Origin of the sequence: Paraburkholderia aspalathi (assembly GCF_905220735.1) — a bacterium.
In the GTDB taxonomy this organism is placed as follows: domain Bacteria; phylum Pseudomonadota; class Gammaproteobacteria; order Burkholderiales; family Burkholderiaceae; genus Paraburkholderia; species Paraburkholderia aspalathi.
The window spans coordinates 211657-233516 of record NZ_CAJNBA010000001.1 but is presented as its reverse complement, the minus strand read 5'-3'; the positions used below and the strand labels follow the sequence as shown (position 1 = coordinate 233516).

Below are 21860 nucleotides of genomic sequence, written 5' to 3'. Positions count from 1 at the left end.
GCAGGCGGCGGGTGTTTCGCCGTGCGTGCCGCGCGCGGTCAGGCTGTTTTCACAAGGCTGTCATTGGCACAACGTAATGCGGCTTGCATCGTTATCATGCAGCCACACAAGACCGCTTAAGCGGCGCCAGACCAGGTTTGGGGTAGAGAAATCGACACAGCGCGCCAACGGCATCACGCCACGGTGGCGTTGTCTGTTGAGAACAACTCACGATCAACTCACCATCTGGAGCCCCCATGACAGATGTTCCTGAGAATAAAGATGCGCGCCATGGCGTGACGCATCTGGCCAGGTTTCCGTCGTCAACATCCTCTTCACTGCATGCATCGTTTTCGGCCTCGCGCAGAGCCTGGGTGCTAGGCGCATGCGCGACGGCCGCGGCGCTCGCGTTTGCCGGGGCAGGCCGCTCGCTCTCATGGATCGCGCCGGCGTTCGCTGACACTGCGCCCGCCGGCGGCGGACTCGATGCCTTCCTCGCGCTCTCGCAGCGTCTCACCGGTCACACGGGCTTCGACGCCGTGCTCGGCAAACGCGTCTACGACGCTCTCGTTAAATCAGACGGCCAGTTCTCCCAGAACGTCGCCGCGCTCAACACGTGGCTGCAAGGCCATGGCGGCGTGCCGTCCGATACCGTCACGCAGGCCTTGCAGGTCGACCAGCCGGCGCTCGCGAAATCCGTGAGCGCGATCATGCGCGCGTGGTATCTCGGTCTCGTGGGCGACATGCCGCATGTGGACGTGGTCGCTTATGAAAAAGCGCTGATGTTCGAGCCGGTCAAGGACGTGCTGACGATCCCGTCCTATTGCCGCGACGTCCCGTTCTACTGGACGCGGAAGCCGTTGAGCGCCTGAACGATGTTCCTCTCACGCGTGCGGTGTCGTCGCATGGCCTGATTGAGCCGTTCGACGAAATGCGGCACGCGAGGTCAGCAAGCAAAGACAAGCCAGAAGGGAAAGGGCAACAATGGCAAACTCAAATTCCGCCGACATCGTCGTAGTCGGCTCGGGCGTGGCAGGTGGGCTGGTCGCGCATCAAATGGCGCTGGCCGGCGCGTCGGTGATTCTGGTCGAAGCCGGGCCGCGTATTCCACGTTGGCAGATCGTCGAAAACTTCCGCAATTCGCCGGCCAAGTCCGACTTCGCGACGCCCTATCCCTCCACGCCTTACGCGCCGCATCCCGAGTACGCGCCCGCCAACAATTATCTGATCCAGAAAGGCGACTATCCGTATAACTCGCAGTATGTGCGGCTGGTCGGCGGCACGACGTGGCACTGGGCGGCCGCTGCGTGGCGGCTGTTGCCGTCGGACTTCCAGTTGCACAAGCTGTATGGTGTGGGGCGTGATTGGCCTTATCCGTATGAAACGCTGGAGCCGTGGTATGGCGCGGCTGAAGTGCAATTGGGCGTTTCCGGGCCGGACAGCACGATCGATCTCGGTTCCCCGCGCTCCAGGCCCTATCCGATGAGTGCGTTGCCGCTCTCGTACATGGATCAGCGCTTTAGCGACGTGCTCAATGCACAGGGCTTCAAGGTGGTGCCCGAACCGGTCGCGCGTAACAGCCGTCCATACGATGCGCGGCCGACCTGTTGCGGCAACAACAACTGCATGCCGATCTGCCCGATCGCCGCGATGTACAACGGGGTAGTGCACGCGGAGAAGGCCGAGCAGGCCGGCGCGAAGCTGATTGCCGAGGCGGTTGTGTACCGCGTCGAAGCAGACAACAAAGGGCTCATCACGGCCGTCCACTACAAGGACGCGAACGGCAACAGCACACGCGTGACCGGCAAGCTGTTCGTGCTCGCCGCCAACGGCATCGAAACGCCCAAGCTGATGCTGATGTCGACCTCCGACAAATTCCCGCACGGCGTTGGCAATAGCTCCGACCAGGTGGGCCGCAACCTGATGGACCATCCGGGTACGGGCGTCACCTTCCTCGCCAACGAACCCCTATGGCCCGGACGCGGGCCGATGGAGATGACATCGATCGTCAACTTCCGCGATGGCGCGTTCCGCTCCGATTACGCGGCGAAAAAACTGCATCTGTCGAATGGCGTGCCGACCATGAGCGTGACCGCCGATCTGCTGAAGAAAGGCCTCACCGGCGCCGAGCTCGACCGCCAGATTCGCGACCGCGCCGCGCGCACGCTGAACATCAACAGTTTTCACGAGCATCTGGCGGAGCCCCAGAACCGCGTGGTGCCTTCGGCGGATCACAAGGATGCGCTCGGCATTCCGCAGCCCGAGATCTACTACTCGATCAACGATTACGTGAAGAAGAGCGCGGCGAACACGCATGAACTGTATGCGCAGATCGCCTCGCTGTTCGGCGGCGCCGAAGTCTCATTCGACGATACGTTCGCGCCGAACAATCACATCATGGGTACCACCATCATGGGCAGCGATCCGGGCGATTCGGTTGTCGACGCCGATTGCCGCACACACGATCACTCGAATCTGTTCATCGCCAGCAGCGGCGTAATGCCGACTGCCGCCTCCGTGAATTGCACGCTGACGATCGCCGCTTTGTCGCTGAAATTGGCCGACAAGCTCAAGCGTGAAATCTGAGCCCTGAACGGAGAGCCACAATGACGAAGAACACCTCTCGCGTGCAGCCGGCCGATGCGCTAGTTCAGCGTGCGCGTCGTCGGCACTTCCGGGTGGCGACGCTGGCGGCCGTCTTTTCGCTGTTTGCGCTGTATGTCGCCTGGCACGAAGCGCATGGGCCGATCGCACGACATAACGACGAGCTGCCGATCACGCAGGCCCACGCGGACGACGCCGCGCAACCGGACAATGCGGCGGCCACACCGACGGCGGCGACCAGCAGCGATCTCGTGAAACGCGGTGAATACCTTGCGCGCGCCGGCGATTGCGTTGCCTGCCACACGGCTGACAAAGCACGCCCATTCGCGGGCGGCCTGCCGATCAACACACCGTTCGGCACGATCGTGACGCCGAACATCACGCCCGACCCGGATACCGGCATCGGCCAATGGAGCGACGCCGATTTTCTGCGGGCGATGCATGAAGGCGTCGGCAAGGGCGGCGAACGGCTCTATCCGGCCTTCCCATACGCGGAGTACACCAAGGTCACCGATCAGGACGCGCTGGCGATTCGCGCGTATCTGAACACGCTCACGCCGATCCACTACGCGCCGCCGAGCAACAGCCTGAAATTCCCGTTCAACCAGCGCTGGCTGATGGTGTTCTGGAATCTGTTCAATTTCGACGAAGGCCGCTTCGTGCCCGATCCGAAGCAAAGCGCTGAATGGAATCGCGGTGCGTATCTGGTGCAGGGTCTTGCGCATTGCGAGGAATGCCACACGCCGCGCAACTTCACGCAAGGCCTGAAGACGAGTTCGCGCCTCTCCGGCGCGGTGCAAGCCGGCTGGCATGCGTACAACATCACGTCGGACAAGACCAGCGGCGTGGGCAACTGGAGCGATGACGAACTGGCGGCGTATCTGTCGACCGGCGCAGCGCCGGGTCGCGCCAATGCCGCAGGCCCCATGGCCGAGGTGGTGACCGACAGTACGCAGTATCTGACACACGAGGACATCCGCTCGATCGTCACCTATCTGCGCTCGGTGCCGCCAATCAACGGCGGCGAATCGCGTCCGCGCGACCAGTGGGGCAATCCCGCCGTCGACGACGTCACCGCGCTACGCGGCACCAAGATCAATACGGTAAACGGTGCGCAACTGTTCATCGCCAATTGCGCGACGTGCCATAACTGGACCGGTCAGGGTGTCGGCGCCAGCGCGCCGGGTGCCTATCCGTCGCTGATCCACAACTCGGCGGTGGGAGCGAGCGATGCCAACAATCTGGCGATGGTGATCCTGCACGGCGTTAGCCGTACGACGAAACAGGCTGACGTATTGATGCCCGCGTTCGGCACCCAGCTTACCGACGACCAGGTGGCGGCTATCACGAACTATGTGACCAAACAGTTCGGCAATCCGCAGTCCACGGTGACGGTGGATCAGGTCGCCAAACTGCGCACCCAGCAATAATGAGTGCGCGGCCGACGCGTTTTCCGGTAAGTCCTGCCGGAGACGCGCCGTTCTTGCGTTGTTTCTACGTCATTCGAGCGATGCGGGACGTCAGGATAAGATGGGCAGCGCGCATACGCACTTGCGGATGCCGCACTATCATGAGCGAATGGATTCCGTACTCGTCAACACCGTTCAGCATCATCCGGCCAATCGGAGCGGCCGCGACTTTGTCGTGGGCGATTTGCATGGCTGTGTCGATGCGCTGCGCTATCTGCTGCGCGACATCGCATTCGATCCGGCGCGTGACCGGCTATTTTCGGTCGGCGATCTGGTAGACCGCGGTCAACATTCCGAGGAGGCTTTGGCCCTGCTCGACAAGCCGTGGTTTCACGCGGTGCTCGGCAATCATGAAGACACCTTGTGCGGCGTCGCCGATGGGCGCTTGCGGCGCCAGTGGTGGTACGGAATCGGCGGGATATGGGCGGCAAGTTTGTCCGACGAACGTTTGCAGCACTACGCCGAACGTCTGCGGACGCTGCCGCTCGTACGCGTGGTCGGCAGCGGTAAGGAGCGCTTCAATATTTTGCATGCCGAATTCTTCGGCACGGACGCCGAACTCGACGCCGGGAATTTTTCCGCCGAAACGCGCCAGCAATTGCTGTGGGGGCGGGATCTGGCCTTGGGCAATGGCGATCCGCTGCGCCAGCATGGGCTTTCGCTGACCTATTGCGGTCATACGCCGATGCGCGACATCCAGCAGATCGGCTCGCAGATTTTCATCGACACCGGCGCATTCGGGCCCGGCGGCAAGCTGACCATCGTGGAGCCGCAGGCGTTGCGGCGCTGGTCGATCTCGGTGGAGGCGGCGCGGGAGAGCGGGGCGGCGGCGCTGGCCTTGCCCTGATTGTTTCGAGTCTCCTGGTTCCTAGCCTACTTGGTTGAGCTCGAACACCATATCGATGCTCGTGCCATTCCAGTTGTATTCCAGATACGCCGCATGATGGCAGTCGCGTAGCAGCGTGGTTCTGAACGCGGCGAGGCACTCGCCCTCGTCATCCCGCACCGATGGATACACGATGCCCGGCGCACCACCCTCGCGCACGGCACGGCCTAGCGATTGCCCGGCGACATAGTCGTCGGGCGACAGCACCGCGAGATCGAGCGATGCGTCGCCGCGGATGTCGACCACGTTGCCTTGCGCCGCAACCGTGTAGAGCCGCATCTGCTGCCGCATGGGGGGCTCGGCGGTCGCCTCCAGAAATTTCCCCGTGTGGTAGCGCGTCTCCGCGATCGCAGTGGCACGCGAACGGGCGCAATAGAACACGCCGTACGTGCCGTCCGAGAAGCGGCTGCCGAGCGGATTCAGGTGTGTCAGCGCGGCCATGATCGGCCCGTAGCCCGGACCGAAACGGCGCTCCTCGCGTGGCACGAGATCGAGTTCGCCGACTTCGGTGCGCAGGCGGTCGTTGGTCATCGCTTCGAGCGCGTAGAGAGCGTCGAAATCTTCGGGCGATGCGACCCGGTCGAACAGATTGACGGCCGGAAAGCGCGTTGGAATCACGCGATACGCGGGCGACCAGTCGAGCGGCGCGCTGCGCCAGCGGTGCTGCCAATGCGGTTCTGTCACGCCCAGCCGCCTCGCATCGCGTCGAGATACTGGCGCACGGCCACGAGATCGCTGATGTTACCGGCTAGCATGCGGTCCAGCGCGCGGCGGCCGCCGAACGGCGGCGCGCTGTTGGGGCGCTTGATCCAGGTGTCGGCGGCGCTGGGTTGCGGCAGCAGGATTTGCAGCGCCTTATAGATGCCGAGCAGCAGCGACAGGCGTTCCAGCGTGTCGCGCCCCAGACGCGCTGTGCCCGGCGCGGATTTCCATTTGAAGTAGGTGGAACGGCCTGGCGAGCCGAGCAACACGATCTGCTCCTCGGCGCTCAAATCCCAGTCTCGTGCGATGTTGAAGAACGCGCGCAGGCCTGCCGCCGACATTTCCGTGAGCGTGGGTTCCGAAACCGGCCGGCGGATGGGCGGTTCGGGCTGGGTGAAGCGGGCGGCGTGAGCCATGATGGGGTGAGTCCTTATCTGTACTTATTGTTGATATTAGTCTAAAAATGGATTTTTGCAAGAGAATATAATCCCGGCTCGTTATGAAGTCGAAGATCAGGAGAAGCAGGAGATGTGGGTTCGAGCAGTAGCAACGGCAGTTGCAGTGTGGTGTGTGTCGGGTGCGGCAATGGCCGCGGGTTATGCGGAAGTGTGGAATCCGCCCGAATCGGCCGGGCATACGGCGAAGCATGCAAAGAAAACGGCGGGTACGGCCAAGGTCAAGTCTACCGCCGGCGCGAAGGCGGGTTCGAAGCAGGTGGCGAAGGGGCAGCATGGGGAGCAACGGGTCGCGTCGGCGTCGAAGAGTGGTGCCAAGCCGGCAGCGCATGGCAGTGTGAAGAAGGTCGTCGCCAGGAATGCTGGCCACAGTGGCGCGGTGAAGGGCGCGGGCAAACCTAAGTCGAAGGCAGCGGTAGTGGCGCAGGGTAAGAAGCCGCACGCAAAACTCGCTCAAGCGAAGCCGGCTCAAGGCCGGATCATGCACGCCGACCTGGTTCAAGGCCATGCAGCGCATGCCAAAGTGGTCAATGTGGCGGCGAAAACCAGCGCAGCCAAACCGGCCGTGGTCCATACGAACGCGCCTGCCAAGGCCGCAAACGTAGCGGCGAGTCCCGCGGCCGCCGCGCCTGCTAATCCGGCGACCGCCAGCAGCGGTTCGTTGCCGCCGATCCTCCACTGACCTTCTGTTCTGTTCTGTTCAGTTCCGTTCAGGCGGCGCGTTTGCGTTTGGCCTTGGCGCCCGGCGGACCCAGCGCCGTGCGGCCGAGTTCGACGATGCGCGCCGAGAGCTTTTCGAGGCGTGGCGACTGGACCTTCCAGGCGTGCCAGTACAGCTCGACGTCGGTGGGCTGCTTCGGCGCAAGATCGACCAGTTCGCCGCGCTCGACGGCATCGCCGAATTCCAGTTCGGGCACCATCCCATAAGCGAGCCCACGCTGGATTGCCATGTAGCGCGGCACCGGCGCAGGCACGTAGTGGCATGGATAAGCTTCCGGCGGCAGGCCGAAGCGTGTCTCGAGAAAGCGCGCCTGCAACGCGTCTTTGCGTGAGGACAGGATGACCGGCGCGCGCCGCGCGCTTTCACGCGTCAAGCCATTTGGAAACCATCGTTCGACGAACGCCGCCGATGCCACCAGCCGGTAGCGCATCGCGCCGAGCCGTTCCGCGAAGCAGCCGCGCATTGGCGCCGGTTCGGTGGTGATGCAGCCGATTGCGAGGCCTGAGGCGAGTAGCGCGTGAGTGTGATCCTGGTCGTCGACGGTCAGATCGAGCAGCACGTTTTCCTGCAGCAGGATCTCGGAGAGCGCGGGGAAAAACCACGTGGACAGCGTGTCCGCATTCACGGCGGCTGCGACGTTCAGCAGCGCTTCGTTGGCGCCCGCGAGATCGCTGGCGAAGTCGTCTTCGAGCAGGGCGGCACGCCGTAGATATTGCAACAGACGCTGGCCCATCTGCGTCGCGCGACAGGGCCGCGTGCGCACGATCAGCGGGTTGCCCAGGCGCGTTTCGAGCGCCCGCACACGCTGTGATACTGCGGACGATGTGACGTTCAGGCGCACGGCGGCCTGTTCGAAGCTGCCGGTTTCGATGACCGCGCGGACGGCGGCGGTTTGTCGGGGGTCGAGGTCCACTGAGTGCCTTTTGGGTGATAAGCCTCACGCAGCCTTTCGCGGACGGCCGCCTTTCTTGCCGTTCTCGCGGGCAGCCGCCGATTTCGCCTCGGACTTCACGCTGCCGCCGCTGCGGCCGATATCGCGCATCCACGCTTTCGAGCCGAATACACCGTCGATCAGGCCATGCACCGACACGACGACGTCGAGCGCCGGAAAAACGAGTGCCGAACCGAGACCGAAAATCTCAATCGAGCGTAAATCCGCGGCCGACGCGTTGTGCAAACCTTCGATATAGGCGATTGGCACCAGCAGCGAAATGTCGTTGGTCAGCGTGATTTCGAGCCGTTTGGTGCGCGGTTTATAGCAAGCGCTACGCGCGGCGGGACGTTTGGCGGTTTCAGCGCCGCGTTCCCGCGCAAGCCGCCATTCTTCGCTGCTGTTCATGAGTGGATTCCTTTCCATGCGGAGCACAGGAACGGCACCATTTCGTTAATGCGTTTTGCCAGCCGGCGCGCTTCGCGTTCTGAATACCCTCGAGCCTCGCGGATGGAAACCGGGCCGTCGGGACAATTCAAGATAAAGATAATCTCACCATCCGGAGCGAGAACATGAACATGAGGCGGAGCGTGATCGTGAGGGTAGATGACCACGATCAGCCCGTCGATCCGGGCAATGATGGGCATGGCGGCCATTATATACCGTAGCCGCTTGGGTTTTTAAGAGGGCGGCCGAATGTCTCAAGCGCTTGCCAACCCATTCGTCACCAACCGCAACGTCTCCATCGACCGCGCATCCCTCACGCGCGAATGCAGCGTCACGCGTGATTCCGGCAGCGGTGGCAAGCCCAGCCGTGCGCCGACATCGACCAATCCACGCGGCGCCACTCTGCGCGCCAGCGGCGATACCGCCAGACCAGCCGCGACCGCGGCGCCGACGGCAGCCACTCCGCCACCGACGAACACTTCCTGCCACGCAAGCCCCGCCTCATTCAGCGTGTGCAGCGCGACGTCGCGCACATTGCACGGCGGACTCAACAGCGCCAGCCCCAACGGCTCGCCGACGCGCGGCAGCCATTCCGGCGTAGCGAGCCAGCCAAGCGGCTCGCTGAACAGCACCTGTGCGTCCTCACGCGGCGGCTCATCGGCGCCGTAACGAATGATCACCGCGTCGAGACGCCGTTCATCGAATTGCGCGAGCAGCGCCGCGGACATGCCCAGATGCAATTCGACCACCAGACCCGGATCGTGCGCGTTGAGCCGCGCGAGCAACTGCGGCAAGTTCGTTCCCGCGACGTGCTCGCTCATCCCCAGCGTGAGCCGCCGACGCTCCACGGACAACGAACCCAGCGCCCGCTCATGTGCGCCCAGCAGATCGCGGGCCGCGCCAAGGAAGGCGTTGCCATCCGCGGAAAGGCGCACGACACGGGGCGTGCGTTCCAATAACTGCTTGCCGAGATGCGCCTCCAGCCGTTTCAGCTTCAGGCTGACGGCCGATTGCGTGGTATTGAGCGCGTCCGCCGCCCGCGTGAAGCTGTGCAGATCGGCAACCAGCACGAAGGCGCGCACCGCATCGAGATCGAGGACTTTCATTTCAGTTGAATATGGATGAAATAGCCAAAGATGGCTGTTCATTATGACTGAGCGCGCCTAAGCTGTGTTTACCCAATCACTGCAACCAAGGAGTTTCATCATGCCGCTCACACGAATCGCATTGCGCGCTGGCAAGCCGGTGGAGTATCGGAAGGCGCTGACGGAAAGCATCCAGCGTTCGCTGGTGGAGACGTGCAATGTGCCGAAAGACGACATCTTCATGCTGATCACCGAGCACGATGCCGGTAATTTTGTGTACGACAAGCAGTATCTGAACATCGAACGCAGCGACGATCTCGTGGTGATTCAGATCACGTTCAACAATACGCGCACGCTCGAACAAAAGAAGGCGCTGTACAAGCGCATGGCGGATGAACTGGCGGAGTCGCCGGGACTGCGACGAGAGGACGTGTTCATCAATCTCGTCGAGGTGCTGAAGGAGAACTGGTCGTTCGGCAATGGGATCGCGCAGTACGCGCTTTGAGTGCCCGCTGGGCAAGCGCTCAATGCGAGACGTGCGGCAAGGTCGATTGACCTTGCCGCATGTCGCCGGCAAGCGCGGTGCCTGTCACGCAATCGTATCGATCACACCACCATCCACGCGCAGCGCCGCGCCGGTGGTCGCCGAAGCCTGCGGCGAGCAGACGTAGACGACCATGTTCGCGATTTCTTCAGTGGAAGCCGCGCGCTGAATGATCGAACTGCTGCGATGCTCGCGTACGAACTCGGTGGCAACCTGCTCGACGGTTTTGCCTTGCTGCCTGGCGGTGTCTTCCACCATCGCGCGGAAGCCGTCCGACAAGGTCGGTCCAGGCAGCACGGCATTCACTGTTACGCCGCTGCCCGCCACCTGCTTGGCAATCCCGCGCGCGATGCTCAACTGCGCGGTCTTCGAGAAACCGTAGGCGAGCATGTCTGCCGGGATATTCAACCCCGATTCCGATGAAATGAACACCACGCGGCCCCATTTGCGCTCGATCATCCCTTTCAGATAATGGCGCGTGAGCCGCACGCCTGACATCACGTTGACCTGGAAGTAGCGCTCCCAGTCGTCGTCTGTGGTGGTGAAGAGATCGCCGGGGCCGAACACGCCGAGGTTGTTCACCAGAATGTCTGCGTGCGGCACGGCTTTCGAGAGCGCCGCGCAACCTTCGGGCGTGCCGAGGTCGCCGGCGAAGCCGCGCAGCTTTGCTTTCGGCGCAGTCTTGAGAATCGTTTCGATGGCGCGGTCTACCGCTTCCTGTTTGCGGCCGTTGACGATGGTTTCCGCACCCGCTGCGGCGATGCCGGTCGCGATGGCGAGGCCGATGCCCGCCGTGGACGCGCTGACGATGGCGGTCTTGCCGGATAGATCGATGTTCACTGGCTTGCTCCTTGTTGACGTTGCGGCGGACTGCCCAGGCGTGCGGCTGGCCTTGCCGAAAAATGTAAGCGACGGAGTGCTCAAACCTTCGAGGTGAGTATCCCACCTATCCGCCTTCGGGGTCGAAAACGTGCTCATCCGCCGACGGACACCTGCGTCGCTATAATGATTCGCTGTCCTTTTCTAGCCCACCTCCCCCTGCCGCCATGACATCCGACCGCATCGATCCGTCCCACGAAGCCCTCGAACTTGGCGGCTCAGTCTGGTTTAAGGCAGGCGCGCAAACGCTCGGCGGCGCGTCACGGATCGCGCTGCTCGCGGCGATCGGCGAAACCGGTTCGATCACGAACGCGGCGAAAGCCATCGGCATGAGCTACAAAGGCGCGTGGGACGCTGTCGACACGATGAACAATCTTGCTGGTGAGCCGCTCGTCGTGCGCTCGACCGGTGGCAAAGGCGGCGGCGGCACGATACTCACGCCGCGCGCCGTGAAGCTGATCGATACGTTTCGGGCGGTCGAACGCGAGCATCGGCGTTTTCTCGAACGCGCTGGCGCGGCTATCGAAGGCTTTGCCACGGATTGGGATCTGATCGGCCGCATCGGCGTGAAAACGAGCGCGCGCAATCAGCTATATGGCACGGTGTCGGCGATCATCCGCGGGACGGTCAACGATGAGGTGTCGCTGGCGCTGCCAGGTGGCCATACGATCGTCGCCGTAGTCACGCATGAAAGTACCGAGACGCTGGGCCTCGCGGTGGGGGCGGCGGCGTTTGCGCTGATCAAGGCATCTTGGGTGGTGCTGCTCGTGGAGGATGAAAGTGGCGCGCCGCTGAAGTTGTCCGCGCGTAATCAGTTGCGCGGCACGGTGCAGAGTGTGAAGCGCGGGGCGGTCAATGCGGAGGTGTCGCTGCTATTGGACGGCGGCGCGGTGATTACCGCGGTCGTCACGAATCAAAGCGTCGATACGCTTGGGCTTGTGGAAGGCGGGACCGCGGTTGCTGTATTCAAGGCATCGAGCGTGATTCTTGGTGTGAAGGATTGAGTGAGCAGGCGCGCTGCGGTTACGGCACGCTGCGCTCGTACCCAGCAAACGGATGGTTCTCACGTACGCAACCATCGCTGACCTGCACGACCTGATCGCCGAACGCGGCGACATCGTCCGGATCGTGCGTGATCAACACCATCGGAATATCGAGCCGCGTTTGCAGGTCCGACAGTTCGCTGCGCATACGCTGACGCAGCGCGCTATCTAGCGCGGAAAACGGCTCGTCCAGCAGCAACAAGCGAGGTTCGGCGACAAGCGCCCGCGCCAGTGCCACGCGCTGCTTCTGTCCACCCGAAAGCTGCGCCGGATGATTACCGGCCACGCTCTTCAACTCGAGCGCGTCGAGCCAGTAATCGACTTGCGGGTGCGAGATTCGCGCGCGCGGATTGAGCCAACCCTGCTGCAATCCGAAGCCGATGTTCTGCCGCACGTTCAGATGTGGAAACAGCGCGTAGTCCTGAAACAGATACGCAATCTTGCGTGCTTGCGGTTTCTGATCGATACCGCGCGCGCTGTCGAACAACGCGTTGCCGTGCAGCGTGATCGTCCCTTCGTCGGGACGCAGCAAGCCGGCGATGGCCTGCAGCGTCAAACTCTTTCCCGCGCCGGACGGCCCGAACAGCACGACGCGCTGCGTGGTCGCCTTGAACGAGACGTCGAGCGTGAAATGACGCTCGGCGCTCTGAAAGGTCTTGCGGATGTCGACGGCGAGCAACATATCAGCGGGACGACAGAAGCGTGTGCTGCGGCACCAGACGGCCCGCGAGCAACAGGATCACGACGCACGTCACGGAAGTCACGAGCACGAGAAAATTGGCGGTGCTGTCGTCGCCGGCCTGCACAGCTGAATAGACCGCAACCGAAAGCGTCTGCGTGCGTCCCGGCAAGTTGCCCGCGATCATCAGCGTCGCGCCGAATTCGCCGAGCGCCCGCGCAAACGCCAGCAGACCGCCTGCGAGAATGCCGCGGGCGGCGAGCGGCAGTGTCACGCGAAAGAAGACCGCCGTTTCGCTCACGCCGAGCGTGCGCGCGGCCCGCTCGAGTTGCGGATCGACGGATTCGAAGGCGGCGCGCGCGGACTTCAGCACGAGCGGAAACGCCACCACCGTCGACGCGATCACCGCGCCCTGCCAGGTGAACACCAACTGGATATCGAGCTTGTCGAGCCATCCGCCGATTACGCCGCGCCGTCCGAGCAGGACCAGCAGGTAGTAGCCGAGCACGGTGGGCGGCAAAACGAGCGGCAGCATGAGCAGCGAATCGATTACGTCGCGCGCGCCCGAGCGCCAGCGCGACAAACCGAAACCGGCCGCGACGCCGAACACCAGATTGAGCGCGGTGGCCCAGCCCGCCACTTTCAGTGACAGCAGGAGCGGAATCCAGGCCTGTTGCATGTGCGTCCGGTACTTAGGTTAATGCGCGGGCTTGAAGCCGTACTTCGCGAGCACGGCCTGGCCGGCCGGCGAGAGCACAAAGTTCATAAAGGCTTGCGCGTCGGCCGCGTGGCGGCTGCCTTCGACTTGCGCGATCGGATAGGTGATCGGCGTTTGCGTCGGCACGTTCATCGCGACCTTGACCTTGTCCGGCATGACTGCGGCATCGGTGCTGAACACGAAGCCGGCGTCCACTTCACCGCGCGACACATAGTCCAGGCTCTGACGTACGTTCGATGCCAGCACAGCCTTTGCGCTGACCGCGTCCCACACGCCAGCGGCTTGCAGCGCGCCTTGCGTATAGCGGCCAACCGGCACCGAAGCCGGATCGCCATAAGCCACACGCTTCACATTCGCCGACGTCAGATCGTTCAGCGAGGCCGGCGCGAAATGGCTGTCGGTCGGCACGATCAGCACCAGCGAATTGGCGGCAAAGTCCTTGCGCGTAGCCGGAACGATCACTTTTTCCGCCGCGGCCTTGTCCATCGCTTTCTGGTCCGCCGAAGCGAACACGTCGGCGGGCGCACCCTTGACGATCTGCTGCATCAGCACGTCGGACGCGCCGAAATTCAACAGCACCTTGATGCCGGGATGCTGCTGTTCGAAGACCTCGCTCACTGCTTTGAACGCGTTGGTCAGGCTGGCGGCGGCCGAAACCACCAGTTCGTCGGCACGTGCGTTGGCGCTGACGGCAACGGAGATGGCGCTGGCGATGAACAGCGCGTGTTTCACAAGGCGGCGGGACAGTGTCATGAAGGCTGGATGTCCGGCGTGGGCCGGAGCGGCGGGTTAAAACGCTATCGTAATATATGAAAGGTTATAGCGGTACCCATGACGATTATTCAGTCGCGCGCATAACGCGGCCCGGCAGGCGTTGGCTTCAGTTGCTGAACAGGAAATCGATTGAACGTGCTTCAGACGTCTGGCGAGTCCGGCGGCGTCAGCGTGTTGAGCGTCTGCGACAGCGGCGCTGTGGCGGGACGCACGTCGCGCACGGCCCTCCACTTGGCGCGGATGAACGGCCGATCGTGGCCGGACACCTTCAGCGCGATATGCGTGACCCAGCGTTGCGTCGGCACATGCACACCGTGCATCAGCAGCGCGAGGATCATGAGACTCGCGGCGACGGGCGCTGCCGACAGCCGGCCCGGCTCGGCATGCCACGCCATGCGCACGAAGAACAGCGCCGCCAGCGCACCGACCAGGCAGCCGGTCACGGCTTCAGATGGTGAGTGAGCGCTCAGCACGACGCGCGACAAGCCGACTGCCATGCCCGCGGCCAGGCCTAATAAAACGCCAAGCAGACGAATTGCCGGACGCGCCGGCAGCAACATCAGGAACAATGCGACCGGATAGACGGCGGTAGAGAGCATGGCGTGACCGCTGACGCCAGTGAAATCCAGTTCGCGCACGCCGACGCCCCAACCGAGGAAGGCCAGCTTGGTCAAAGTCACAACGCCGATGGCCGCGCCAAGCAGCAGCAACCAGCCAGCCGCCATGCGCCACGTGTAGCCGACCGCCAGCCACAGCGCGATGGCGAACGCGAGCGGCAGCGTCATGCCGGCGCCGCCGAGGCTGGTGATCGAATACCACAGATGGGCTGGTAAATCGGGCATGGCAAAAGCGCGACCAAGGCCGCGTAGAATCGGGTTGGTAATGGTTTAACGCGCGAACGGCGCGAATCGCCGACGCGGTAAAGGCGTCGGCAGACATTATTTACCCGCCAGTATAGACGGGTGCTGCGGGCGGGATTCGCCACGCATCAGGCTTTTTGTGGCGGGTGTTGGCTAGCGAACAAGCTTTGCCACGGTTTGACGTTGGTGCTGCTGCAAGGTTCGCCGGGCGGAAAATTCGGTATCCGGCAGAGGCCAAGGCCGTCAGCATCGCATGAGGATTGGTGTTATTGTGCATTGCACAACAAAGCGTCGTTCGATCGAACGGCACCTGTCCCTTTTTGCGAGGTTACCCGCCGATGGCAAAAAGTCTGTCGAAAATCTGGCTGCGCGGTCTTAAGCGGCTGCTCGCGATTCAAACCGAGCACACTCACGCAACGACCAAGCGCGCCCCCACACGGCCGGCACGCGCCGCCACTCCCAAACCTTCGGCCAAGGCCCGCCCGGTCAAGCCGGCGGCCGCGTTGCGCGCATCCGCGAAACGCGAGGCGCCGCGCGCCGCTCCGCGTGAATCACGGGTTCGTCCGCGCGCCTCGGCATGGGCGAGCGGTTCATGGACGCGCTCGTTCCATTCGGCGCCTACCGCGCCTGGGCGGCTCGTCAACCACCTTCAATACGGGCTGTACATCCCGACCGGCCATGCGCACGAGGCGATGCCGCTGGTCGTGATGCTGCACGGCTGTACCCAGTCAATTGACGAATTCGCCGAAGGCACGCGGATGAACGTGCTCGCCGACCGGTTCGGCTTTGCCGTGGTTTATCCGGAACAGTCGAAGCATGTGCATTCGCATCGCTGCTGGCATTGGTATGACGCCAGCGACAGCGCCGGCGGTGCCGAGGCGCGTGCGGTTGTCTCGCTGGTGGATTCACTGGTTGCCCAGCACGGCTTCGACAGCGAGCGCGTCTATGTCGCCGGAATCTCTGCCGGGGCCGGCCTGACGGCGCTTCTGGCCGCTAACTACCCAGACCATTTTGCGGCTGTCGCGCTGCATTCGGGCCCTGCTTTCGGCGAGGCCCGCTCCGGCATTACGGCGATGGACGTGATGCGGCGCGGCGCGCGTCGCGAGCCTGCCGAGTTGGTTGACGAACTCGTTAACGTGGCTGAATACCCCGGGATGCCGGCCATCATCCTCCACGGCGACACCGACCATGTGGTCGCGCCCGTCAATGCGGACCAGCTTGCGGTGCAGTTTCTTCGTCTGAACCGGATCGTCGACGAGAAAGGCGCGCGCAAATCCGGCGAAGTGAAGGAAGAGCGCAAAGGTGGCGTCGTGATGCGCGACTACCTGCGCGGCGGCCGGCGCGTGGTGCGGTTGTGCCGTGTCCAGGGGCTCGCGCACGCCTGGAGTGGTGGCGATGACGCCGTACCTTTCCATTCCGCCAAAGGTCCGGACGCAAGCGCCATGGTGTGGGATTTTTTCAGGCACCAACGTCGTACGGGCACTGGCCGCATCGCTGAAAGCACCGCCACAGAAGCTTCGGCGGGCGCGCGGTGACATTGGAGCAACACTTCGAAATGAGTATTGGCGTGTTCCTAGGGTTTTCCCTATAATACGGGTTATCCCTTAGGCGTTAACGCCTAAACTCATTGTCGAGGTTGACCATGTACTTGCTTAGCCGCCTGTTTCTGTTCCTGACCAAATCGCCCGATCAACTCGCGAAAGAACGCGCTGACGCCTTCCTCGCAGAGGCAACCGATCTTTACGATCTGGAATTCCGTATGCGCAAGCTGGACCGTGAGGCGGCTACCCGTCATCCGGCGTGGATGGCCCAGCACTAAGCTGCGCGAGTTTGAAGCATCGGCGCGTATTGAAGAACGCCGATGTTTGGGGTGAGGCGCCCAAGCTGTTATGAGCTATTGGAAGGGCTCAGCACGCTTAAACAGCCGGATTCAATTGCCACAGCGCGTTTGATTCAACACCGCGGTAAATGCCACGTAGGCTACCTGGGGCTCGAGCAGTTCGGCCAGCCCAGCGGTCCCGTTGCCTGTATGCAAGCGTCAGTGCGACGAGCGACACCAGAACACCAGCAGCGACCGCAAACGGCGCGTCTCTAAGTCTTCGCCGGACGTTCCTGATCAAATCAATGTGAGCGGGCGCTTACTTGCCGAAACGGGCAAGCGTACGCTGCCGCGCGTCGGCATGGTCGACGATCGGGGCGGGATAATCCTTGCCCAACACCACACCAAATTCCGAGAGCCGATCCGCACCTGCCAACCATGGCGCGTGAATCCATTTGGCCGGCAGTTTTGCGAGCTGCGGCAGGTAGCGTTTGATAAAGCGCCCTTCGGCGTCGAACTTTTCGGATTGCGTGATCGGATTGAAAATCCGGAAATACGGCTGCGCGTCGCATCCCGTCGATGCCGCCCATTGCCAGCCGCCGTTATTCGCCGAGAAATCGAAATCGTTCAGTTGCTCGGCAAAGTAGCGCTCGCCGCGTCGCCAGTCGACGCCCAGATCCTTCACCAGAAAACTCGCTGTCACCATCCGCAGGCGGTTGTGCATGTAGCCCGTGCGGTTCAGTTGCAGCATCGCCGCATCCACCAGCGGATAGCCCGTGCGGCCGTCGCACCATGCGGCGAAGGCCTCGTCCGCTTCCGGGCCTTGCTCCCAGCGCAGTTGGTCACACTCTTCCTTGAACGACGCGCCGTCCGCCAGCTTTGGATGATGCGAGAGGATCATGAAGTAAAAATCCCGCCAGATCAGCTCAGACAACCACGTGGCCGAGCCTTGCCCGTCCGGTTGCAGTGACATCTCGTGCGCGAGTCGCGCGAGCGTCCGGATCGAGACAGTGCCGAAGCGCAGATGCATCGACAGGTAGCTCGGGCCTTTGACGGCGGGAAAGTCGCGCCGGTCCTGATAGCTGTCGATGCGGGTCATGAAGTCGTCGAGCAGGCGTTGCGCGCCGCTCATGCCGGTGGGCAAGTTGAGCTCCGCAAGATTGCTCGGTACGAAGCCGAGTTGATCGAGTGTCGGCAACTGACGGTCCAGCCTCGGCGGTAGTGCTGCCAGATGCTTCGCGTAGGCCTCAACCGGATACGGTTTCAGATCGAAGGCCGTCAACTGCTTGAGCCATGCATTCTTATAGGGCGTGAACACCGTGAACGGTTTGTTCTGGCCTGTCAGCACCTCATCGCGCTCGAAAATCACCTGGTCTTTAAACGTCAGCCATTGGCGTCCGGCTTCGGCAAGCCGCTCGTGCACCGTCTCGTCACGCCCGATCGCGACCGGCTCGTAATCGTGATTGGTGAATACTGCATCCACGCTGAGTTCGTCGGCGAGCCTGGGCACGAGATCGACCGGATCACCGTACAGCACGATGAGCCCGCCACCTTTGGCACGCAACGCCTCGTCCAATTCGCCCAACGCAGCAAGAATGAACTCGACGCGGCGGTCCTGTGGCTGCGTATCGGGATGGCGAGTTTGCCAGGCGTCGCTCAGCGGTTGCAGGATCGTCGTGTCGAATACGAACGCGCACCAGACGCGCACGCAATGCTTGAGCGCGTAGTAGAGCGCGGCGTTGTCCGTGCTGCGCAGGTCGCGGCGAAACCAGACCAGACCGGTATCGAAGGTGTCGTTCAGGCGCTGCAGGCGTGTCATTGATAACGTGGGTCGGGTAAGGGGCTGCGCAGTCTGGCATCGACCGGCGCAATGATCGACTGCCAGGCGACGATATTACTGAACTGCGCGTTGACTAACAGAGCTATCGGCGAAATCGCGCGACGGCAGATGATCGGTCGGATCGATGCCGCACATTGCGTGCCGCGTCCGCGAATGCCTATTGCACCGCCAAACAGCACAACGCCCGTACCTGATTTGCAGGGTACGAGCGTTGTTCATGACGGCGCGGTTGTGCCGCGCGCATCAACGATTCGATTCATTGGCAATTCGTTCAAGCCGCCGGAGCTTACGCGACTTGCAGGCGCACCGCGACGTTGTTGCGCGTGGCGTTCGAGTACGGGCAGACCTGATGCGCTGCGTCGACCAGTTCCTTGGCTGCATCTGCAGGGAGACCCGGCAGCGAGACGCGCAGATCGATGTCGAGCGCGAAGCCGCCATTGTCGTTCGGGCCGATCCCCACTTCTGCCGTGACTTGCGTGTCAGCCGGCAAAGCCTGCTTGCGCTGGCCGGCGATGAACTTCATCGCGCTCAGGAAACACGCCGAGTAGCCCGCTGCAAAGAGTTGTTCAGGGTTGGTGCCCGCTGCGCCCGTGCCGCCCAGTTCGCGCGGTGCTGCCAGCTTCACGTCCAATGCATTGTCCGACGATACTGCACGGCCGTCACGGCCACCGGTGCTGGTTGCGCTTGCTTTGTAGAGGATGTTCATTGTGCTGCTCCTAAATCCGGGTTGTCAGGGTGGTTTGCATGCTTGCCGCTGTCTGGCCGCCTTTCTGGCGGAGTGCTATCGAAGCGGCATGTGATAAAGATAGTACACAAATCATTTGTGTGAAAACTAATTTTTGTATCGCTCCGATAGCGTGCCTTTTGAAACAGGCCGACTAGTGGTCCATGTAATCGTTGAGCGTGGAGCGCAGGCGCGTCAGATCGTCACGCAGACGGAGCAGGAATTCCGGCGTCTGCTGGGTCGCGCAGAAGATTTCCGCCGGCACTTCGCGTGCCTGGCGCTTCAGCGCGGTGCCCGCTTTGGTGAGCCGGATATAGACGAGTCGCTCATCTTCGACGCCGCGTACCCGTTCCAGGTAGCCCTGCGCTTCGAGGCGCTTGAGCAGGGGCGTGACCGTCGCCGAGTCGAGATTCAGGCGTGCGGCCATGTCTTTCACCGTGACGTCGTCGGCCTCCCATAGCACGAGCATCGTCAGGTATTGCGGGTACGTCAGGCCGAGCTTGTCGAGCAGCGGTTTGTACGCCTTCGTCATCGCAAGCGAGGTCGAATAGAGGGCGAAGCAGAGTTGCTCGTCGAGCGTGAAGGGCAAAGCGGGGCGCTGGGTCATGTTGCATCTCGCGTAAAAAAGAGCGTGCAAATCGATTGCGCGCAAACCATTGTGCCGTAAGTCGAGGCGAGATGCCGAGCGCGGATGGTAATTTGGCGAGGCGATGGGGGCGGACGGCGCCAGCGCGAAAGCGCGCAGTGCGCCGGATTGAAACCCCACGGGCGCCGAAAAAGCGCCCGCGCGTGAGCAACGGTCTAGCCGGCGCTCAAGCCGCCGGCGTGGTCGGCAGGTCCGGTGCTTCCGGCGTTTGCACGCCGAAGCAGCCGCGATAGGTCGCGTAGAACGAGCAATACAGCATGGTCGTGACGATCATCGTGGCGGGCATCAGGATCGCGAATGCGAAGTCACCCGCGCCCAGCGCCTGCATCAGCGCGGACAAGCCGAACGAGACCGTGGTCGCCACCGCGAACCACAGTGCGCCGAACACGATGAACGCGCCGCGATTGCGCCAGCAACTCACGATACTGAAGAACATCGCCTTGACGGGCGGCACGTCGTGCCACGCGATAAGAACCGGCGAGAACCAGAAAATCATCGCGACGGGAATGTAGAACGCAAACGCGGCGATCACCGCCAGCGGGATATTGCTGTTGGCGATCGCGTCCTGATCCATCGTAGCCATGCCGAGCATGACCTTGAGCAGCATGCCGCCGTCGGCGAGTGCCGAGCCGGCCAGCACCAGCGCCATCGCGACGACGTACAGAACGCCCAGCGCCAGCAGACGTTTGGCGACCGCGGGGCCGTAGGAGTGAAAGCCGTCCACCAGAATGGTCGGGAACACCGGTTTGCCCGCGATGGTGTTGCGGCACGCCGCCATGAAGCCGACGGCGACACCCGGAATGAAGACCAGCGGCAGCACGCCGCCGACGACCGGAATCTGCGCCGCCAGCGTCATGACCAGCAGATAGGTGAAGAACAGCGTCAGAAACGCGAGCGGGTTCTTGCGGAACAGCCAGATACCCTGCCGGAACCAGACATAGCCGGTTTTCGCGGGGACTTCGATCAGTTGCATGAGGTATGAATGCCTGGAAGAGCAACGCCGGACAGGCGTTCGCGCAGAATGCGCTCGAAATGACCGGGGTCGTGCGGTTTGAGTAGCTCGGCCGCGCGCGGCAAATGAAAATCATACAGGCGCGAGACCCAGAAGCGGTAAGCGCCGGCACGCAGCATATCGCCCCAATGGCGGTTTTCTTCGACAGTGAACGGGCGCACGGTCTGGTAGGCGCGCAGCATGGCTTCGGTGCGTGCCTCGTCGAGCTTGCCGGTGGCGAGGTCGACGCACCAGTCGTTGACCGTTACCGCGACGTCGAACAGCCACTTGTCGCAGCCGGCGAAATAGAAGTCGAAGAAGCCGCCCAGGCGCACCTCGTGGCCGGATTCCGGTGCTGCATGCGCGAACAGCGCGTTATCGCGGAACAGGTCGGCGTGGCAGGGGCCTTCGGGCAACGTGGCGTAATCTGCCGAGGCGAAGAACGTCTCCTGATGCGCCAGTTCAGACGACAGCAGGTCGCGTTGCGCCCCCTCGAGGAACGGCAGGATGGTGGGTACGGTTTCCTGCCACCACGGCAGACTGCGCAGATTCGGCTGATAGCGCGCGTAATCGCGCCCCGCCAGATGCATGCGCGCGAGCATGTGCCCGACCTCGACGCAGTGCTCGATTTGCGGCGCCAACTCCGGCGCGCCTTCGAGTTTGGTCACAATGGCGGCGGGCTTGCCGTGCAGCGTGCCGAACAGCGCACCGTCTTCGCGCGGCATGGGATCCGGCACCGGCACGCGGTGCGCGGCCAGGTGCTGCATCAGATCGAGATAGAACGGCAGTTGCTCGGCCGTCAGCTTTTCGAAAATCGTGAGGACGTATTCACCGCGCGTCGTCGTCAGAAAGAAGTTGCTGTTCTCGATACCGGACGGAATGCCGCGAAACTCGACGACTTCGCCGAGATCGTAATGACGCATCCATTCTGCTAGTTGGGGTTCGGTGACAGCGGTGAAGACAGCCATGCGGGAAACGTCGGATCAGGTTAGTCGGGCTGGCGCGAGGCGACCAGTGCGAGATGTGGCAAATGCGTTGCAGAAAGCGCGGTCAGGGTCACGCGG

25 protein-coding genes are annotated in these 21860 nt (G+C 62.8%); 9 read left to right on the top strand and 16 right to left on the bottom strand.

Annotated elements, in window-relative coordinates; genetic code table 11:
- Positions 1–236 precede the first annotated feature (236 nt).
- From KHO30_RS01010 to KHO30_RS00995, 4 genes are all read left to right on the top strand, one after another.
- Positions 237–851, top strand: a complete 615-nt coding sequence (locus tag KHO30_RS01010) for a sugar dehydrogenase complex small subunit (protein ID WP_211699779.1) — start codon at positions 237–239, stop codon at positions 849–851.
- Positions 852–963: 112 nt separating this feature from the next.
- Entirely contained in the window at positions 964–2565 is a 1602-nt protein-coding gene (locus KHO30_RS01005; RefSeq protein ID WP_211699778.1) for a GMC family oxidoreductase, read from the top strand.
- 20 nt (positions 2566–2585) lie between these two features.
- Positions 2586–4013, top strand: coding sequence for a cytochrome c (locus KHO30_RS01000; protein ID WP_211699777.1), 1428 nt, complete (start codon positions 2586–2588; stop codon positions 4011–4013).
- A 148-nt stretch (positions 4014–4161) separates the two neighbouring features.
- On the top strand, positions 4162–4899 hold the full coding sequence (locus KHO30_RS00995; protein WP_167378394.1) for a metallophosphoesterase: 738 nt from the start codon (positions 4162–4164) through the stop codon (positions 4897–4899).
- A 21-nt stretch (positions 4900–4920) separates the two neighbouring features.
- Here the strand turns inward: KHO30_RS00995 and KHO30_RS00990 are convergent, their stop codons facing one another.
- Both KHO30_RS00990 and KHO30_RS00985 read right to left on the bottom strand, forming a co-directional pair.
- Positions 4921–5622 (bottom strand): RES family NAD+ phosphorylase, encoded by a 702-nt coding sequence (locus KHO30_RS00990; protein ID WP_211699776.1) that lies wholly within the window; start codon positions 5620–5622, stop codon positions 4921–4923.
- Positions 5619–6056 carry an MbcA/ParS/Xre antitoxin family protein gene (locus KHO30_RS00985; protein ID WP_211699775.1) on the bottom strand — a complete coding sequence of 146 codons (438 nt, stop codon included), beginning with the start codon at positions 6054–6056 and terminating at the stop codon, positions 5619–5621. Before KHO30_RS00985 ends, KHO30_RS00990 begins: the two co-directional genes overlap by 4 nt.
- Positions 6057–6168: 112 nt before the next feature.
- Here KHO30_RS00985 and KHO30_RS00980 point away from each other — a divergent pair, with 112 nt between their 5' ends.
- Positions 6169–6777: a hypothetical protein gene (locus KHO30_RS00980; RefSeq protein WP_211699774.1), complete on the top strand. Its 609-nt coding sequence runs from the start codon at positions 6169–6171 to the stop codon at positions 6775–6777.
- Positions 6778–6805: 28 nt separating this feature from the next.
- Here KHO30_RS00980 and KHO30_RS00975 read toward each other — a convergent pair whose 3' ends face one another.
- From KHO30_RS00975 to KHO30_RS00960, 4 genes are read right to left on the bottom strand one after another with little or no spacing between them, the layout of a single operon-like run.
- Positions 6806–7729, bottom strand: coding sequence for an HTH-type transcriptional regulator ArgP (locus tag KHO30_RS00975; RefSeq protein WP_093634970.1), 924 nt, complete (start codon positions 7727–7729; stop codon positions 6806–6808).
- A 24-nt stretch (positions 7730–7753) separates the two neighbouring features.
- Positions 7754–8155, bottom strand: a complete 402-nt coding sequence (locus tag KHO30_RS00970; RefSeq protein WP_200561362.1) for a DUF2442 domain-containing protein — start codon at positions 8153–8155, stop codon at positions 7754–7756.
- Positions 8152–8394 carry a DUF4160 domain-containing protein gene (locus KHO30_RS00965; protein ID WP_211699773.1) on the bottom strand — a complete coding sequence of 81 codons (243 nt, stop codon included), beginning with the start codon at positions 8392–8394 and terminating at the stop codon, positions 8152–8154. The genes KHO30_RS00970 and KHO30_RS00965 overlap by 4 nt, the downstream gene beginning before the upstream one ends.
- A gap of 54 nt (positions 8395–8448) precedes the next feature.
- Positions 8449–9300 carry a LysR family transcriptional regulator gene (locus KHO30_RS00960; RefSeq protein WP_211699772.1) on the bottom strand — a complete coding sequence of 284 codons (852 nt, stop codon included), beginning with the start codon at positions 9298–9300 and terminating at the stop codon, positions 8449–8451.
- Between the two features lie 100 nt (positions 9301–9400).
- Here KHO30_RS00960 and KHO30_RS00955 point away from each other — a divergent pair, with 100 nt between their 5' ends.
- Complete coding sequence (locus KHO30_RS00955; RefSeq protein WP_093634972.1) at positions 9401–9784, top strand: tautomerase family protein; 384 nt, start codon at positions 9401–9403, stop codon at positions 9782–9784.
- A gap of 84 nt (positions 9785–9868) precedes the next feature.
- On the opposite strand, the gene KHO30_RS00950 is transcribed toward KHO30_RS00955, so the two are convergent.
- Complete coding sequence (locus tag KHO30_RS00950; protein ID WP_211699771.1) at positions 9869–10663, bottom strand: SDR family NAD(P)-dependent oxidoreductase; 795 nt, start codon at positions 10661–10663, stop codon at positions 9869–9871.
- Positions 10664–10869: 206 nt separating this feature from the next.
- On the opposite strand from KHO30_RS00950, the gene KHO30_RS00945 reads away from it, so the two are divergent.
- Entirely contained in the window at positions 10870–11706 is an 837-nt protein-coding gene (locus KHO30_RS00945) for a TOBE domain-containing protein (protein ID WP_211699770.1), read from the top strand.
- A gap of 19 nt (positions 11707–11725) precedes the next feature.
- On the opposite strand, the gene KHO30_RS00940 is transcribed toward KHO30_RS00945, so the two are convergent.
- The 4 genes from KHO30_RS00940 to KHO30_RS00925 all read right to left on the bottom strand — a co-directional run bounded on the left by KHO30_RS00940 (position 11726) and on the right by KHO30_RS00925 (position 14758).
- Positions 11726–12427: a sulfate/molybdate ABC transporter ATP-binding protein gene (locus tag KHO30_RS00940; protein WP_211699769.1), complete on the bottom strand. Its 702-nt coding sequence runs from the start codon at positions 12425–12427 to the stop codon at positions 11726–11728.
- Between the two features lies 1 nt (position 12428).
- Positions 12429–13103 carry a molybdate ABC transporter permease subunit gene (gene modB / locus KHO30_RS00935; RefSeq protein ID WP_093634976.1) on the bottom strand — a complete coding sequence of 225 codons (675 nt, stop codon included), beginning with the start codon at positions 13101–13103 and terminating at the stop codon, positions 12429–12431.
- An 18-nt stretch (positions 13104–13121) separates the two neighbouring features.
- The gene (gene modA, locus KHO30_RS00930) at positions 13122–13895 is read right to left on the bottom strand and encodes a molybdate ABC transporter substrate-binding protein (protein ID WP_211699768.1); all 774 of its coding nucleotides are present in this window, start codon (positions 13893–13895) and stop codon (positions 13122–13124) included.
- 161 nt (positions 13896–14056) lie between these two features.
- Complete coding sequence (locus tag KHO30_RS00925) at positions 14057–14758, bottom strand: phosphatase PAP2 family protein (RefSeq protein ID WP_093634978.1); 702 nt, start codon at positions 14756–14758, stop codon at positions 14057–14059.
- Positions 14759–15114: 356 nt separating this feature from the next.
- On the opposite strand from KHO30_RS00925, the gene KHO30_RS00920 reads away from it, so the two are divergent.
- A complete protein-coding gene (locus tag KHO30_RS00920) occupies positions 15115–16311 on the top strand; it encodes an extracellular catalytic domain type 1 short-chain-length polyhydroxyalkanoate depolymerase (protein WP_211699767.1) in 1197 nt (398 codons plus the stop codon).
- Between the two features lie 107 nt (positions 16312–16418).
- Positions 16419–16595 carry a DUF3563 family protein gene (locus tag KHO30_RS00915; RefSeq protein ID WP_093634980.1) on the top strand — a complete coding sequence of 59 codons (177 nt, stop codon included), beginning with the start codon at positions 16419–16421 and terminating at the stop codon, positions 16593–16595.
- Between the two features lie 319 nt (positions 16596–16914).
- On the opposite strand, the gene KHO30_RS00910 is transcribed toward KHO30_RS00915, so the two are convergent.
- From KHO30_RS00910 to KHO30_RS00890, 5 genes are all read right to left on the bottom strand, one after another.
- Positions 16915–18414, bottom strand: coding sequence for a cryptochrome/photolyase family protein (locus tag KHO30_RS00910; RefSeq protein ID WP_211699766.1), 1500 nt, complete (start codon positions 18412–18414; stop codon positions 16915–16917).
- Between the two features lie 307 nt (positions 18415–18721).
- Entirely contained in the window at positions 18722–19141 is a 420-nt protein-coding gene (locus KHO30_RS00905) for an organic hydroperoxide resistance protein (protein ID WP_093634982.1), read from the bottom strand.
- 172 nt (positions 19142–19313) lie between these two features.
- Positions 19314–19766, bottom strand: coding sequence for a MarR family winged helix-turn-helix transcriptional regulator (locus KHO30_RS00900; RefSeq protein WP_093634983.1), 453 nt, complete (start codon positions 19764–19766; stop codon positions 19314–19316).
- 205 nt (positions 19767–19971) lie between these two features.
- Positions 19972–20778 carry a BPSS1780 family membrane protein gene (locus KHO30_RS00895; RefSeq protein WP_093634984.1) on the bottom strand — a complete coding sequence of 269 codons (807 nt, stop codon included), beginning with the start codon at positions 20776–20778 and terminating at the stop codon, positions 19972–19974.
- Positions 20769–21764, bottom strand: a complete 996-nt coding sequence (locus KHO30_RS00890) for a homoserine kinase (RefSeq protein WP_200570569.1) — start codon at positions 21762–21764, stop codon at positions 20769–20771. The genes KHO30_RS00895 and KHO30_RS00890 overlap by 10 nt, the downstream gene beginning before the upstream one ends.
- Between the last annotated feature and the right edge of the window lie 96 nt (positions 21765–21860).

Bases quoted from the DNA above. Each gene is read 5' to 3' on its own strand.
- modA (WP_211699768.1), bottom strand. From the start codon at position 13,895: ATGACACTGTCCCGCCGCCTTGTGAAACACGCGCTGTTCATCGCCAGC.
- KHO30_RS00965 (WP_211699773.1), bottom strand. From the start codon at position 8,394: ATGCCCATCATTGCCCGGATCGACGGGCTGATCGTGGTCATCTACCCT.
- KHO30_RS00945 (WP_211699770.1), top strand. From the start codon at position 10,870: ATGACATCCGACCGCATCGATCCGTCCCACGAAGCCCTCGAACTTGGC.
- KHO30_RS00970 (WP_200561362.1), bottom strand. From the start codon at position 8,155: ATGAACAGCAGCGAAGAATGGCGGCTTGCGCGGGAACGCGGCGCTGAA.
- KHO30_RS01010 (WP_211699779.1), top strand. From the start codon at position 237: ATGACAGATGTTCCTGAGAATAAAGATGCGCGCCATGGCGTGACGCAT.
- KHO30_RS00955 (WP_093634972.1), top strand. From the start codon at position 9,401: ATGCCGCTCACACGAATCGCATTGCGCGCTGGCAAGCCGGTGGAGTAT.
- KHO30_RS00915 (WP_093634980.1), top strand. From the start codon at position 16,419: ATGTACTTGCTTAGCCGCCTGTTTCTGTTCCTGACCAAATCGCCCGAT.
- KHO30_RS00995 (WP_167378394.1), top strand. From the start codon at position 4,162: ATGGATTCCGTACTCGTCAACACCGTTCAGCATCATCCGGCCAATCGG.
- KHO30_RS00895 (WP_093634984.1), bottom strand. From the start codon at position 20,778: ATGCAACTGATCGAAGTCCCCGCGAAAACCGGCTATGTCTGGTTCCGG.
- KHO30_RS00985 (WP_211699775.1), bottom strand. From the start codon at position 6,056: ATGGCTCACGCCGCCCGCTTCACCCAGCCCGAACCGCCCATCCGCCGG.
- KHO30_RS00940 (WP_211699769.1), bottom strand. From the start codon at position 12,427: ATGTTGCTCGCCGTCGACATCCGCAAGACCTTTCAGAGCGCCGAGCGT.
- KHO30_RS00910 (WP_211699766.1), bottom strand. From the start codon at position 18,414: ATGACACGCCTGCAGCGCCTGAACGACACCTTCGATACCGGTCTGGTC.
- KHO30_RS00905 (WP_093634982.1), bottom strand. From the start codon at position 19,141: ATGAACATCCTCTACAAAGCAAGCGCAACCAGCACCGGTGGCCGTGAC.
- KHO30_RS01000 (WP_211699777.1), top strand. From the start codon at position 2,586: ATGACGAAGAACACCTCTCGCGTGCAGCCGGCCGATGCGCTAGTTCAG.
- modB (WP_093634976.1), bottom strand. From the start codon at position 13,103: ATGCAACAGGCCTGGATTCCGCTCCTGCTGTCACTGAAAGTGGCGGGC.
- KHO30_RS00900 (WP_093634983.1), bottom strand. From the start codon at position 19,766: ATGACCCAGCGCCCCGCTTTGCCCTTCACGCTCGACGAGCAACTCTGC.
- KHO30_RS00980 (WP_211699774.1), top strand. From the start codon at position 6,169: ATGTGGGTTCGAGCAGTAGCAACGGCAGTTGCAGTGTGGTGTGTGTCG.
- KHO30_RS01005 (WP_211699778.1), top strand. From the start codon at position 964: ATGGCAAACTCAAATTCCGCCGACATCGTCGTAGTCGGCTCGGGCGTG.
- KHO30_RS00960 (WP_211699772.1), bottom strand. From the start codon at position 9,300: ATGAAAGTCCTCGATCTCGATGCGGTGCGCGCCTTCGTGCTGGTTGCC.
- KHO30_RS00890 (WP_200570569.1), bottom strand. From the start codon at position 21,764: ATGGCTGTCTTCACCGCTGTCACCGAACCCCAACTAGCAGAATGGATG.
- KHO30_RS00925 (WP_093634978.1), bottom strand. From the start codon at position 14,758: ATGCCCGATTTACCAGCCCATCTGTGGTATTCGATCACCAGCCTCGGC.
- KHO30_RS00920 (WP_211699767.1), top strand. From the start codon at position 15,115: ATGGCAAAAAGTCTGTCGAAAATCTGGCTGCGCGGTCTTAAGCGGCTG.